This window comes from Nocardioides ochotonae, assembly GCF_011420305.2.
Classification (GTDB): Bacteria; Actinomycetota; Actinomycetes; order Propionibacteriales; family Nocardioidaceae; genus Nocardioides; species Nocardioides ochotonae.
Genome location: NZ_CP061769.1, coordinates 2,543,760 through 2,557,142, shown reverse-complemented (window position 1 = coordinate 2,557,142; position 13,383 = coordinate 2,543,760). Strand labels below are relative to the sequence as shown.

12 protein-coding genes are annotated in these 13,383 nt (G+C 73.3%); 7 read left to right on the top strand and 5 right to left on the bottom strand.

Features of this window, described 5'->3' with window-relative positions; genetic code table 11:
• Positions 1-466 precede the first annotated feature (466 nt).
• The 5 genes from HBO46_RS12350 to HBO46_RS12330 all read right to left on the bottom strand — a co-directional run bounded on the left by HBO46_RS12350 (position 467) and on the right by HBO46_RS12330 (position 6,652).
• Positions 467-1,687: a type II secretion system F family protein gene (locus HBO46_RS12350; protein WP_166139079.1), complete on the bottom strand. Its 1,221-nt coding sequence runs from the start codon at positions 1,685-1,687 to the stop codon at positions 467-469.
• Positions 1,688-1,752: 65 nt separating this feature from the next.
• The gene (locus HBO46_RS12345; protein ID WP_224769025.1) at positions 1,753-3,231 is read right to left on the bottom strand and encodes a type IV pilus twitching motility protein PilT; all 1,479 of its coding nucleotides are present in this window, start codon (positions 3,229-3,231) and stop codon (positions 1,753-1,755) included.
• A 90-nt stretch (positions 3,232-3,321) separates the two neighbouring features.
• Positions 3,322-5,019: a GspE/PulE family protein gene (locus HBO46_RS12340; RefSeq protein WP_166139082.1), complete on the bottom strand. Its 1,698-nt coding sequence runs from the start codon at positions 5,017-5,019 to the stop codon at positions 3,322-3,324.
• On the bottom strand, positions 5,016-5,549 hold the full coding sequence (locus HBO46_RS12335; protein WP_224769024.1) for an RsiG family protein: 534 nt from the start codon (positions 5,547-5,549) through the stop codon (positions 5,016-5,018). The genes HBO46_RS12340 and HBO46_RS12335 overlap by 4 nt, the downstream gene beginning before the upstream one ends.
• Positions 5,549-6,652: a type IV pilus twitching motility protein PilT gene (locus HBO46_RS12330; protein ID WP_224769023.1), complete on the bottom strand. Its 1,104-nt coding sequence runs from the start codon at positions 6,650-6,652 to the stop codon at positions 5,549-5,551. Before HBO46_RS12330 ends, HBO46_RS12335 begins: the two co-directional genes overlap by 1 nt.
• 250 nt (positions 6,653-6,902) lie before the next feature.
• Here HBO46_RS12330 and pilM point away from each other — a divergent pair, with 250 nt between their 5' ends.
• The 7 genes from pilM (at position 6,903) to HBO46_RS12295 (ending at position 13,379) form a co-directional block, all read left to right on the top strand.
• Positions 6,903-8,003 carry a type IV pilus assembly protein PilM gene (gene pilM / locus HBO46_RS12325; protein WP_166139087.1) on the top strand — a complete coding sequence of 367 codons (1,101 nt, stop codon included), beginning with the start codon at positions 6,903-6,905 and terminating at the stop codon, positions 8,001-8,003.
• Complete coding sequence (locus tag HBO46_RS12320; protein ID WP_166139090.1) at positions 8,000-8,758, top strand: hypothetical protein; 759 nt, start codon at positions 8,000-8,002, stop codon at positions 8,756-8,758. Before pilM ends, HBO46_RS12320 begins: the two co-directional genes overlap by 4 nt.
• Positions 8,755-9,357: a type 4a pilus biogenesis protein PilO gene (locus HBO46_RS12315; RefSeq protein WP_166139093.1), complete on the top strand. Its 603-nt coding sequence runs from the start codon at positions 8,755-8,757 to the stop codon at positions 9,355-9,357. Before HBO46_RS12320 ends, HBO46_RS12315 begins: the two co-directional genes overlap by 4 nt.
• Positions 9,358-9,426: 69 nt before the next feature.
• Positions 9,427-10,395: a hypothetical protein gene (locus HBO46_RS12310; RefSeq protein ID WP_166139096.1), complete on the top strand. Its 969-nt coding sequence runs from the start codon at positions 9,427-9,429 to the stop codon at positions 10,393-10,395.
• Positions 10,392-11,183, top strand: coding sequence for a hypothetical protein (locus tag HBO46_RS12305; protein WP_166139099.1), 792 nt, complete (start codon positions 10,392-10,394; stop codon positions 11,181-11,183). The genes HBO46_RS12310 and HBO46_RS12305 overlap by 4 nt, the downstream gene beginning before the upstream one ends.
• Positions 11,180-11,983: a prepilin peptidase gene (locus HBO46_RS12300; RefSeq protein WP_224769022.1), complete on the top strand. Its 804-nt coding sequence runs from the start codon at positions 11,180-11,182 to the stop codon at positions 11,981-11,983. Before HBO46_RS12305 ends, HBO46_RS12300 begins: the two co-directional genes overlap by 4 nt.
• A gap of 85 nt (positions 11,984-12,068) precedes the next feature.
• Positions 12,069-13,379, top strand: coding sequence for a sensor domain-containing diguanylate cyclase (locus tag HBO46_RS12295; RefSeq protein WP_166139101.1), 1,311 nt, complete (start codon positions 12,069-12,071; stop codon positions 13,377-13,379).
• Positions 13,380-13,383 lie beyond the last annotated feature (4 nt).

Here is a 13,383-nt window from a genome sequence, read left to right as displayed (position 1 = left end):
CTGGTTCCGGCCGTGTCCGCGCAGGGCCGGGTTCCGAGGGGAGCCCGGCCCTGCGGCATTTCGGCGCCGTCGCCGAGCCAGCGGCGCGGCGTGGGTCTCGGCCGGGAGCGAGTCGTCGTTGGCCGGGTGCGCCTCTGCCGTGGGGCGGGCACCGGTGGCAGCCCTGCGTGTCCGTCCGGCGCCCGGAGTGCTCGTCACCGCGCAATCGCTGTTGCTCGAATGCGTGCCGCCCGGCGACGGGTCGCGTCCGGCGTCACTCGCCGCCTCGTGTGCCACCGCCCGTACACCACGCCCTGGCGTGTACGCCGAGCCTGTAGACCGGCTGACGCCAGGGGCTCGCGGCGGGACCCGGACGCGGCAGGGACAGGGGCCACGGACGGGGGCGGGACGGACAGAGGCACCCGCTGCCCCGGGGGACAGCGGGTGCCTCAGCAGCCGGGCGCGTCGGCGACGCGGGGAGTGAGCCTCAGAGCAGGTTGCCGACGTTGAAGATCGGCAGGTACAGCGCGACTAGCATGCTGCCGACGATGACGCCGAGGAAGGCGATCATCAGCGGCTCGACCATGGCGCTGAGCTGCTCGGTGGTGGCCTCGACCTCGGAGTCGTAGAAATCGGCGACCTTGTGCAGCATCTGGTCGATGGCGCCGGACTCCTCGCCGGAGGCGATCATCTGCTGCACCATCGTGGGGAAGATGGGGTGGTCCGCCAGCGGGCCGGCGAGGCTCTCGCCGCGGCGTACGGAGTCACGGACGTCGGCGAGCGCGCGGGTGACGACGATGGAGCCGGTGGTGTCGGCGACCACGTCGAGGGACTGCAGGATCGGGACACCGGAGCCCATCAGGGTGCCGAGGTTGCGGGCGAAGCGCGCCAGGGCGAGCTTCTGCACCAGGCCGCCGAAGACCGGCATCTTCAGCTTCAGCGGGTCCCAGACGTTGCGCACCCGCTCGGTGCGGTTGTACTTGCGCCACCAGGCGACGAACGCCACGATCGCGACGACCGTGATCGGGACGACGTACTTCATCGTGCCGGCGATCATCAGCAGGATCCGGGTGGGGAAGGGGAGCTGGCCGCCGAGGCTGGTGAAGATGCCCTCGAAGGTCGGCACGACGAACACCATCATTGCGCCGCACATCACGATCGCCATCACGAACACGACGACCGGGTAGGTCATCGCGGACTTGATCTTGGCGCGCAGCTTGACCTCCTTCTCGAAGTTGTCGGCGACCTGGTTCATCGCCCGGTCCAGGAAGCCGCCGGCCTCGCCGGCCTTCGCCAGGTTGACCATGATCGGCGGGAACGCGGTGTGCTTGCCCATCGCCCCCGAGAGGCTCGAGCCGGCCTCGACGTCCTGCTTGACCGCGCGCAGGACCTTGCGCAGCTCGAGGCTGTCGACCTGCTCGGAGAGGATCGTCAGCGCACGGAGCATCGTCAGTCCGGCGTTGATCATCGTGGAGAACTGCCGCGAGAAGATCGCGAGGTCCTTGAGCTTGATCCGCTTCGGCGGCCCGAAGGACAGCTCGCGCTGCAACCCGGCGTTGGCGAGCCGCACGTCGAGCGGCACGTAGCCCATCGAGAGCAGCTTCTCGGCGACGGCGGCCTCGTTGGGGGCCTCGACCTTGCCCTCGACCATCTTGCCCCGCTGGTCGCGGACCTTGTAGGCGTACGTCGTCGTGGTGGGTGCTGCCATGGCGGCCTCTTCGAGCTCGGGTGCGGATCAGCGGGTACGGCGCGCGGCCGGGCGGCCGCGGTGGGTCAGGACCAGGCGGGGGTCGGGCGCACGCTCGCCGACCGCGCCAGGGTCTCGAAGTCGTGACGGTCCGAGCAGGCCTCGAGGCCGGCCTCGAAGGTGATCCGCCCGGCCTTCACCAGCGCCGCGAGGTGCGAGTTCAGCGTCTGCATCCCGTCCTTGGCGCCGGCCTGGAGGGAGCCCTGGATCTGGTTGAGCTTGTCGTCGCGGATCATCGCGCGGATGCCGGGGTTGCAGACCATCACCTCGACGGCGGCGGCGCGGCCCTTGCCGTCGGAGGTCTTGACCAGGTTCTGGCAGACCACGGCCTGCAGGGTCGCGGCCAGCTGGGTGCGGATCTGCTGCTGCTGCCCGGCCGGGAAGACGTCGACCACGCGGGAGATCGTGTCCTGCGCCGACTGGGTGTGCAGGGTCGCGAAGACCAGGTGACCGGTCTCGGCGGCGGTCAGCGCGACCGAGATCGTCTCGAGGTCACGCAGCTCGCCGACCAGGATCACGTCGGGGTCCTGGCGCAGCACGTGCTTGAGGGCGGCCTGGAACCCATGGGTGTCCTCGCCGACCTCGCGCTGGTTCACCAGGCAGCGGCGGTGCTCGTGGAGGAACTCGATCGGGTCCTCGATGGTGACGATGTGTCCGCTGCGGGTCCGGTTGATCCGGTCGATCATCGCCGCCAGCGTGGTCGACTTGCCGGAGCCGGTCGCGCCGGTGACCAGCACCAGGCCGCGCTTGAGCTCGGTGAAGCTGTTGATGACCGGCGGCATGCCGAGGTCCTCGAGCGGCTTGATCTCCCACGGGATCAGGCGCATCACGGCGCCCACGGCCTCGCGCTGCTGGAACACGTTGACACGGAAGCGCGCCTGCCCGGGGACGGCGTAGGCGAAGTCGAGCTCGAGCTCCTCCTCGAACTCCTTGCGCTGGCGCTCGGTCATCACGCCGTACATCAGGTCCTGAAGCTGCTTGGCCTCCAGCGGCTCGTAGCCCTCCAGCGGCCGCATGTCACCGCGCAGGCGGATCATCGGCGGCGCGCCGCGGGTCAGGTGCAGGTCGGAGCCACCCGAGTCGACCAGCCCGAGGAGGAGGTCGTCGAGGGCCAGCGGCGCGGACTCCGCCGGAGGCTCCGGCTCGGGCGCGCGCGGTGCGGGCGCGGCAGCCGCCGGACGCGAGGCCGCCGGCTCCAGGAGGGTCGGCATCGTGATGGTCGGTGCCGGCACGGCCGGCGGGGGAGCCAGGGTGGCGACACCCAGCGGCGCCGCGATCGGTACGTCGAGGGGAAGCGGCGGCGGTGCCATCGGCAGGTCGAGCGGCGCGGGCGGGACCGCGGCGTGGGTCGGCGCGGGCGGGACCGCGGCGTGGGTCGGCGCGGGCCTCGGCGCCGGCGGCGCGTCCAGGCGGGGCACGTCGGGGCGCGCCTCGTCGGTCCGCGGCGCGTCGGTGCGCGGCGTGGTCGTCGGGAGGCCGAAACGGCTCCGGATCAGGTCGGACACGGTTCCTCCGGGCGAGACGAGGGGTGATCTGCCACCCTCCTCTTCGGCACCCCGACCACCCCACTTGAGACCGGGCGGGAGCGGATCGGGCTAGGCCACGACCCGCAGGACCTCCTCGATCGAGGTCTTGCCCGCGGCGACCTTGGCCCACCCGTCCTGCTTGAGGCCCACCATGCCGTCGGCGTACGCCGCCCGCGCGATCTCGTCGGTGGAGGCGCGGGTGACCGCCAGCCGGGCGATCTCCTCGCCCACCGTCATCACCTCGTGCAGCGCCATCCGGCCGCGGTAACCGGTGCGCGCGCAGCGCGAGCATCCGACCGGGCGGTGCAGCACCGGCAGGGACCCGTCCGCGGGGAGCGGGAAGCCGATCCGCTCGAGCTCGGCCCGCTCGGGCACGTACTCCTCCGCGCAGTGGCCGCACAGCGTGCGGCACAGCCGCTGGGCCAGCACCGCGTCCATCGCCGAGCCGACGAGGAACGGCTCTATGCCCATCTCGACCAGCCGGGTGACCGCGGAGGGCGCGTCGTTGGTGTGCAGCGTGGACAGCACGAGGTGGCCGGTGAGCGCGGACTCCACCGCGATCTGGGCGGTCTCGTGGTCGCGGATCTCACCGATCAGCACGATGTCGGGGTCGGAGCGCAGGATGCTGCGCAGCGCCGCGGCGAAGGTGAGGCCGGCCTTCTGGTTGACCTGCACCTGGTTGATGCCGGGGAGCCGGTACTCCACCGGGTCCTCGACGGTGATCACGTTGACCTCGGGCCGGTTCAGCTGGTTCAGGGTGGCGTAGAGGGTCGTCGACTTGCCCGAGCCGGTGGGGCCGGTGGCCAGGATCATCCCGTAGGGCTTGGTGAAGGAGCTGCGGAAGCGCGCGAAGTTGTCGGCGCTGAAGCCCAGGTCCTCGAGCCCGAGCCGGGTGTTGGAGTTGTCGAGGATTCGGGCCACGACCTTCTCGCCCCACACCGTCGGCAGCGCGGCGACACGCAGGTCGATGCGGCGGCCGCGGTGGGTGATCGACATCCGGCCGTCCTGCGGCACCCGCCGCTCGGCGATGTTCATCTCCGCCATGATCTTGAGCCGGGAGATCACGCCGTTCTGGATGTTCTTGGGGGAGCGGTGCGCGTCGACGAGCACGCCGTCGATGCGGTAGCGGACGCGCAGCTCGTGCTCGCCGGGCTCGATGTGGATGTCGGAGGCGCGGTCGGTGATGGCCTGCTCGATGAGCAGGTTGACGAAGCGCACCACCGGCGCCTCGTCGGAGACCTCGGTCAGGTCCGCGAGCGCGTCGCCGCCGCTGTCCTCATCGACCGTGAGGTCGGAGGTCAGGTCCTGCAGCTCGCCTTCGGCGCGGTAGATCTGGCCGATCTTGGTGATGATGTCGGCCCGGTTGGCGATCGCGAACCGGATCCGCTGGCGGGTGATCCGGGTCAGGTCGTCCTTGAGCTCGATGTTGCCGGCCTGGCGCACCGACACCGCCACCAGCAGCTCGCCGCCGTCACGGCTCAGCGGCAGCACCGCCGCCCGGTGGGCGTAGTCCGCGGGCAGCAGCGAGGCCGCCGAGGCGTCGACCTGGAAGTCGGTGAGGTCGACGTAGGCCAGCCCGGCCGCGGCCGCCGTCGTGCGCAGCACGGCGACGCGGTCCACGGTGCCCTGCTCGAGGAGCACCTCGACCACCGAGCGCGACCCCTCCCGGGCCACGTCGGTGGCGACCCGCAGCTGGTCCTCGTCGATCAGGCCGTGGTCGAGCAGGATCCGCGAGATCTCGCCGACCGTGGGAGCGGGGGCGTTCATGGACTCTCCTGGGGGATCAGGGTGAGCGCTGCCCGCGGGTCCTCGCGGTAGCGCAGGATCAGCTCGCCGGTCGCCTCGTCGATGCGCTCGTGCAGCGCCCGTCGGTACGCCGTGAGCTGGTGCTCGGCCTCGGCGAGGCGCTGGAGCGCGTCGGTGACCGCCTCGGGGTCGTCGGTGTCGACGCGGGTCACCCACATCTCGGCCAGCTCCGGCAGCTCGGGCAGCGGGTCCGCCGGCTTCACGCTGAGCAACACCCGTCGGGTGCGCCCGGTGGCGGTGTCCCCGAGAGCCCGGGCGAGCGCGGCGACGCTGAGCGTGAAGCCCGCCGTCGACTGGGCCTGGAGCACGTCGGTGCGCGCGTGCACGAGGCGGCGCCAGTAGGAGACCCGCTCCTCCTCCGCCTCGAGCCGCAGCCGGTAGGACCGCAGGGCCACCAGGTCGAGCTCGCTGAGGTGGGGGGACGGCTCGGCGGGGGCCAGGCTGGTCCGGCGCACCGGGCCGGCCTTGCGGGAGGCGCGCGCGGCCGTCATCACGACACCCGCGCGTCTCGGACCGCGACGTCGCCGCCGGCCCTCTTGAGCATCACCGAGAAGTCGTGCGGGCGGCTGCTGCAGGCCATCGCGACCTCGACGGACACCTCGCCCTGCTGGACGAGGGCGACCAGGTGCTGGTCGAAGGTCTGCATGCCGGAGTAGGCGCCGTCGGCGACGATCTCGGGGATCAGCGCGGTGCGGTCCGGCTCGGCGATCGCCTCGGCCAACCGCGGGGTGTTGACGGCGATCTCCATCACCGCGGTGCGGCTGCCGCCGTCGATCCGCGGGACCAGGCGCTGGCAGACGATGCCGCGCAGCGAGGACGACAGCGCATGGCGGATCTGCTGGTGCTCGTGGGCGGGGAAGAACTCGATGATGCGCCCGACGGTCTCCTTGGCGTCCTTGGTGTGCAGCGTGGAGAGCACCAGGTGACCGGTCTCGGCGGCCGCGAGCGCACTGCGGACGGTCTCGGCGTCGCGCATCTCGCCCACGAGGATGACGTCGGGGTCCTGGCGCATCGCGGCGCGCATGGCGGTGGACCAGTCGCCGGTGTCGGTGCCGACCTCGCGCTGGGTCACGCTGGCGAGCTTGTCGCGGTGCACGATCTCGATCGGGTCCTCGAGGGTCAGCACGTGCACGGCGCGGCTCTCGTTCACCGCGTCCACCATGCCGGCCAGCGTGGTCGACTTGCCCGACCCGGTCGGCCCCGTGACCAGCACCAGTCCGCGCGACTCCAGCGCCAGACGGCGTACGACGTCGGGCATGCCGAGCTCGTGCAGCGGGGTCGGGTCGTCACCGACGAGACGCAGCACGGCACCCACCTCGCCGCGAGCGCGGAAGGCGTTGACCCGGAACCGCCCGACCCCCTCGACCACGAGCGCGTAGTCGGCCTCGTTGGTCGCGTCGAAGTGCGCGGCGACGTCGTCGCTCATGGTCTCCCGCACCATCTCTGCCACGGCGTCGGGGGCGAGCGCGTCCACCTGCAGCGAGACCAGCGAGCCGGTGATCCGGATCCGCGGGGGGACCGAGGCCTTGAGGTGCAGGTCGGACCCGCCGTTGTGGACGACGGCACGCAGGTACGGCGTGATCTGTGGACTCAAGGCGGGGCCTCCTTGTGGCGGAGCGGGGGGAAGTGGTGGGGCGGCCCGAGCCAGATCCCGGGAGAACGATGGTGCAGGCGGCTGGGCCGCCGACATCTGGGTCTTCTTATCCGGGTCTTCGGCATCTCGCACGTCGCACTTGACCCCGCGGTCCCGGCGCGCCGATCCGCTGCGGCTCGGCCCTCAAGTCGTCGTCCGGAGTCGCCGATCAGGTCCTCGTAGCCCCGCCCACCACCCAAGGACGCGATCCATGTCATCCACGCTGATCGGCCTCGACATCGGCACGTCCGGTGTCCGGGCAGCCGAGCTGGTGCCGAAGCGACGCTCGTTCGCCCTCAAGCGCTTCGCCGAGGTCCCCCTTCCCAGCGGCGTGGTCCGCGCCGGGACGGTGGTCGACCCGACCCGGCTGTCCGAGGCGCTGCGCGAGCTGTGGGCGGTGGGCAAGTTCGGGCACCGCCGCGTCACCCTCGGCATCGCGAACGCCGGCGTGCTGGTGCGTCAGATGGACTTGGAGTGGATGCCGCCGGAGGACTTCGGCAAGGCGCTGCGCTACCAGGTCCAGGACGTCCTGCCCTTCCCGGTCGAGGACGCCAACCTCGACTACTACCTGCTTGGCGAGCCCGAGGTCCCCGACGCCCAGGGGGTGCTCCAGCGCAAGGCGCGGGTGCTCCTCGTGGCGGCCACGCGGGAGATGGTGGACTCCTTCGTGCTTGCGGTGCACGGCGCCAAGCTGCACGTCGACGCCGTCGACCTGATGCCGTTCGCGCTCGTCCGGGCGCGTACGCCGGGTGGGCTCGCGCCCGCCGGGGACGTCGAGGCGATCGTCGACATCGGCGCCGACATCACCTCCGTGGTGGTGCACGCCGGCGGGGTCCCGCGGTTCGTGCGGATCATCTCCGGGCTCGGCGGCGACTCGATCACCCGCGCGGTGCAGCAGCGCTACGACTGGACCTGGGAGGACGCCGAGCGCACCAAGGTCGCGCTCGGGCTCGTGGGCACGCCGGCCACCTCCACCGACCCGCTCGTCCCCGCGGAGTCGCACCCGGCGCTCGGCACGATCGTCGAGGCCACCGAGGCGCTCGTCGCCGAGATCGAGACCACCTTGGACTTCTATCGCAGCTCGACGGCGGACCCGCTGGGCGGTGCCGAGTCCGTCGGCATCGCGCGAGTGCTCCTCGCCGGTGCGGGCTCCCGCCTGAGCGGCCTCGACCAGCTGCTGAGCCTGCGGCTGGGGCTCGACACCGCGCCGCTGGACGTGCGTGGCCACCTGCGGGTCGGCGCCGCCGACCTCGCCCCCGACCAGTCCGGCGCCCTCACGGTGCCGACCGGCCTCTGCGTGGGCGCCCGATGAGCCGGCGTCGCCCGGCCGGGCACCCCGCCCCGTCGCTGCCCACGGTCAACCTGCTCTCGCCCGCGGCGTTCGAGCTGATCGCGGTGCGCCAGCTGCGCCGCCAGTTCGTGCTCGCCGGCGTCGCCCTTCTGGTGCTCCTGGTCGCCCTCACCGGCTTCCAGCACAAGCGCGTGCTCGACGCCGAGGGGCTCGTGGACCGCGAGTCCGTGCAGACCGCCAAGCTCACCGGCGAGGTCAACGAGCTGATGCCGGTGCAGACCTACGTCAGTGGCGTGCGCGCCCAGGTCGCTGCCCTGCAGGCGACGATGATGGGGGAGATCTGGTTCTCCAGCGTCTTCACCGGACTCCAGGACGCACTGCCCGAGAGCGCCAAGGTCGACACCCTCACCGTCGCCCTCGCCGACCTGGCTGGGGCGCTCAAGGCGGTCCAGGCGGCGGACGGGGGCGAGGTCGCGGAGGACGCCGTGGCCGCGGCCGTCGCGTCGCCGTGCCCCGGGCCGGACCCGTTCAACCTGCGCCTGGTCGTGGGCTGCGTGTCGATCGCCGGCACCGCGGCCAGCCGGGCCGCCGTCGGCGAGCTCGTGATCGCGCTCGGTGAGAACGGTCTCTTCGTCGAGCCGTTCATCACGACCACCACGTCGGCCGACTCGACCGGGGTCGCCTTCAGCGGCTCGGTCGGGCTCTCCGAGAAGGTCTTCAGCGGGCAGTACGTCGACCTGGCGGACGAGCTCTTCGACGAGAAGGCGGACAAGTGAACCTGAAGAGTGCCACCGGTACGAAGATCGCGGGCGCCCTCGCGCTGCTGGTCGTCGCCGCGCTCGGCTGGCTGCTGGTCCTGGGGCCCCGCACCGACGCGGTGGCCGAGGCCAACGAGCAGGTCGAGATCGTGCGCGAGCAGAACGCGGCCCTGGCCGCCCAGCTGGCCAACCTCCAGCGCCAGAAGGCGGACCTCCGCCCGGTCAAGAAGGTCGCCAAGAAGCTGGCCAAGGAGTTCCCGCCCACCGCCGACCAGCCGGGCCTCTTCGCCGAGATCACCGAGGCCGCGGTGGCCGCCGGGATCGGTGCGGAGGGCGTGACCGCGCTGTCCCCGAGCGCACCCACCCTCGGCGGTGCCGAGCAGGCGACCGGCGCCACCAGCGCGAGCCCGGTGCCCTCGAACGACCAGCTTGCCCGCCAGGAGGTCAGCGTCAGCGTCCAGGGCGACTACGGCCAGACCATCCGGCTCCTCGAGAACCTCGAGGACATGGACCGCGCCTACCTGGTGACCGCCGTCGACCTCACCGGCACCGAGGGCGACTACACCACGACCGTGGTCGGCAGCATGTTCGTCATGCGGCCCGTCCCGAAGCCCTGACCGGCTCCCGATCGACCTGACGGCGTCCTGCGTCGTCGACCCCGCACCCCACAGCCCCGGAGGACCGCCATGCAACCCGACTACCTGATGCCCGTCGCCGGCCTTGTCGCCGTGCTCGTGCTGCTGTCGGTGGTGGTCGTGATGCGCCGGCGGCGCGCGGCGGCGGAGCCTGACGCCGTCGAGGGCGAGGCAGCGGCCCAGTCGCCGTCGGCCGGGGCGGACACCTGGGAGGTCGGCCACCTCGACCACGTCGAGCAGGCCGGCTCCACCGGCGACCCGCTGGTCGGCACCGTCCACGACGCCCGAGGTGAGGTGGGGACCGACGCGGACCCCGACGGCCAGGTCGAGGTGCGGTGGCTGCGGGCCCAGGTGCACACCCTCGAGCAGACGCTGGAGCGGCTGAGCTCGGCCCCGGCACCCGGCGAGGAGCCCGAGCAGGTCAGCGTGACCGCCGGCCCCTCGCTGCACCTGGCCGGTCGCCGTACGGCCCGCCCGGAGGCGGCGACGCCTGCGGACGCCGCGCGCTACCGGCGCCAGGTCACCGCGACGCTTCGCGGGCTGGCCGGTCGCACCGCCCCCGACGAGGCCCCGGCGCGCACCATGGCCCGGGTGGTCGCCGCGGTGGAGCGCCTGGAGTCCACCGAGACCGTGGCCCGCCCGGTGCTGCCCACCGTCCCGGCCGGTACGGCGCTGGCGGCACCCGCCCATCCGCGACCCGCTGAGCTCTCGACGCCACCTGCCCCGCCCGCTGCCTCGGCCCCGGCCGCTTCCGCAGCCCCGGCCGAGCCGGCAGCCCCGGAGGCCCCGGTGGAGGACACCGCGCCCGCCACCCGGACCGTCCCCGAGCCGCCGCCGGCCGCGGCGTACGACGAGGTCGACGCACTCGGGCACGACGACGACGGCACGGAGCAGATCGCGCCCGTCGCTCCCGTGCCGGGGATCGCACCGGTCGGCGCGGTCCCGGTGGGCGGCGCACGCCGCAGCACCCGCTGGTCGCGCCGCGACGCCAGCCACAGCCAGGGGAGGAGCCGGTCATGACCGCGATCCAGCACACCAGCATCCAGCAGCCGCCCGTGCGTCAGCGTCTCGACGACCTCGCCCAGCGCTACGCGCGCCGTGGCGAGGTGTGGGCGGCCGTGCTGACCACCTGGGCCGTGGAGATCCACGGGCTCGAGGAGGTGCTGTGGGACCAAGGCCTGCAGGTGGCCTCCGACCCGCACGCCGAGCTCGCCGCCGTGGGTGCGGCCGTGGCCCGCTCCATGGAGGCCGCCGCCGATCGGGTGAGCGGCGACGTCACCGCCCGCGAGATCGTGCAGATCGCGCGGGACGCGCTGCTCGGCACCGTCGACGCCGCCGTGCGCGAGCTGGTCGTCGAGGGCTTCCAGCGCCTCGACCACCTCATCGACCTCCCGGCCTCGCAGGCGCGCCGCAACGGGCACGCGGTGGAGCGGCTCGAGGAGCGCACCGCCGAGCAGCTCGTGGTCGAGCTCCTCGGCGCGGCGGGCGACTGCATGGCGGTGGCCCGCGAGCTCCTCGTGGAGCACGAGTACGAGGCCGCGGCGCGGATGGCCCGGCAGGCCGACGTCGCCACCTTCGAGGCCTACCTGGTCGCCGCCGCGTCGCTCGCGGGGGAGGACGACCTGGGCTCGGTCCAGCTGCGCTGGGACCTCGCCCGCGACCTCGTGCCCCGTTCGTCCGAGACGATCACGGGCGCCGAGATGCTGGCCCAGGCGGTGCGCGAGCAGCGCGAGCAGCTGGTCGCGCTGCTGGGCTCGGCCGAGCAGGGCGTGCTGCTCCAGACGTTCGAATCCGCACCGTCGCCGTGAACGCCGCCAGTCTTCCGGGCGGCACCTTCCTGGCGCTGCTCGGCGTGCTCGGACTGCTGATCGGATCCTTCCTCAATGTCGTCGTGCACCGGGTCCCGCTCGGGCTCTCCATCGCCTCGCCGGGCTCGGCCTGCCCTGCCTGCGGCGACCCGGTCCGGCCCCGGGACAACGTGCCCGTGGTGTCCTGGCTGCTGCTGCGCGGACGCTGTCGCGGCTGCGCGGAGCCGATCTCGGTGCGCTACCCGCTGGTCGAGCTGAGCACCGGCCTGGTGTTCGTGCTCGCCGGCTGGCGCTTCGGCGTCTCGGCGTACACGCTCGGTGCCGTGGTGGTCCTCGCCGCCGGCGTCGCACACTTCCTGATCGACCTCGAGCACCAGCGGCTGCCGTTCCCGATCACCGGCGTCGCCGCGTGCGGGGCGCTGGCCGCCCTGGGCCTCGACGCCGCACTGAACGGCCCCGACGTGCTGTGGCCGGCCGTGGCCTCGGCCGGTGTCTGGCTGGCGGTGTACGGCGGGATCTGGCTGGGGACCGCGGGCCGAGGCATGGGGCTGGGCGACGTCGCGCTGGCGCCGGTGCTCGGACTGCTCCTCGGGTGGCTGGGCTGGGGACCGAGCCTGGTCGGCCTGGGCGCCGGCTTCGTCATCGGCGGGCTGGTGGGCGTCGCCCTGATCGCCTCCGGTCGGGTCGGCCGACGGGCGCGGGTGCCGCACGGGCCGTTCCTCCTGAGCGGGGCGGTGCTCGGCATGTTCGCCGGGGCGTCGCTGTGGGAGGGCTACCTCGGCGTGGTGGGGCTCACATGAGTCGCGCACCCTCGACCGGCCGGTCGAGCACTAGCCTCGGGCACTTGACCGCGGCGCCTCGGTGGCGCCGCTGCCGGGAGGTCCGATGGTGTTGGACGCACACGTCGTGCTGAGCGGCGTCTCCCTGGCGGCCGACGACTGCATCCTCTGCGTGGACACCGACCAGCAGATCGTCTTCGCGAGCGCCGCGACGCAGGCCGTGCTCGGCTGGGTCCCCGCCGACCTGGTCGGCCGTCCGGTGGCGACGGTGCTGCCCGACATCGCCGACGGCCCGGTCGGCTCGCCGTCCTGCTCCCCGGTCGCGCGCGCCCTGGGCGGCGAGGCGGTCCCGACGTACGTCACCCGCCGGCGGCTGCGCGATGGTGCACTGGGCAGCGCGGCGGTCTCCCTGGACACCCTGCGCAACGGCGGCGAGGCCGTCGGTGTGACTGCCGTGGTGCGCGCCGACTCCGGCGACCGGCGCGCCGCCGATCCCGCGCCACACGCCGTCGCGGACGCCCAGCCCGCCGACGCCACCGTCTACCGGGCGATCGTCGAGACCGCGGGGGAGGGCATCGCGGTGACCGGCCCGGACGGCGCGGTCGTGCTCGCCAACGCCCGCTTCACCGAGCTGCTCGGTCGCGACACCGCCGAGCTCGAGCACACGGACCTGCACGCGCTGCTCGGTCTGCCACCGGTCCCCGTGCAGGAGCAGGCCGGCGCCGAGGAGCCGGTGCAGCGCCAGAGCAGCTACCCGCACCCGGACGGCACCACCCGGCTGCTCAGCGCGAGCCGGAGCTCGCTGCGCGCCAGCGGCGACACCGGGTGGCTGCTGCGGGTCTCCGACGTGACCGAGGCCCGCCGCGCCGAGGACGAGCTGCGGCGCCTGGCGCTGCACGACGCGCTCACCGGGCTGCCGAATCGCCAGCTGGTCCACGACCGGCTGGAGATGGCCTCGGCGCGCGTGCACCGCCACGCGAGCGGCACGGTCGGGGTGCTCTTCCTCGACCTCGACGGCTTCAAGACCGTCAACGACACCCTGGGGCACGCCGCCGGCGACGCCGTGCTCGTCGAGGTCGGCCGCCGGCTGAGCGAGACCGTGCGGGCCAGCGACACCGTCGGCCGGCTCGGTGGCGACGAGTTCGCCATCATCTGCGAGCAGGTCGGCGAGGCCGCGCTCGCCGAGGTGGCGGCCCGGCTGCACCGCGCGATCCAGGAGCCCATCGAGCACGCCGGCGGTCGTCTGGTGGTCCGTGCCAGCATCGGCGTCGCGCTCGCGCCGCCCCACGAGGTCGGCGACCTCCTGCGCCGCGCCGACGAGGCGATGTACGACGCCAAGGTGCTCGGCCCCGGCGGCACCTCGCTGGCGGACCCGGACGGCGGCTCGCGGCCGCTCACCGTGGCCGGCGGGGACTAGCCGG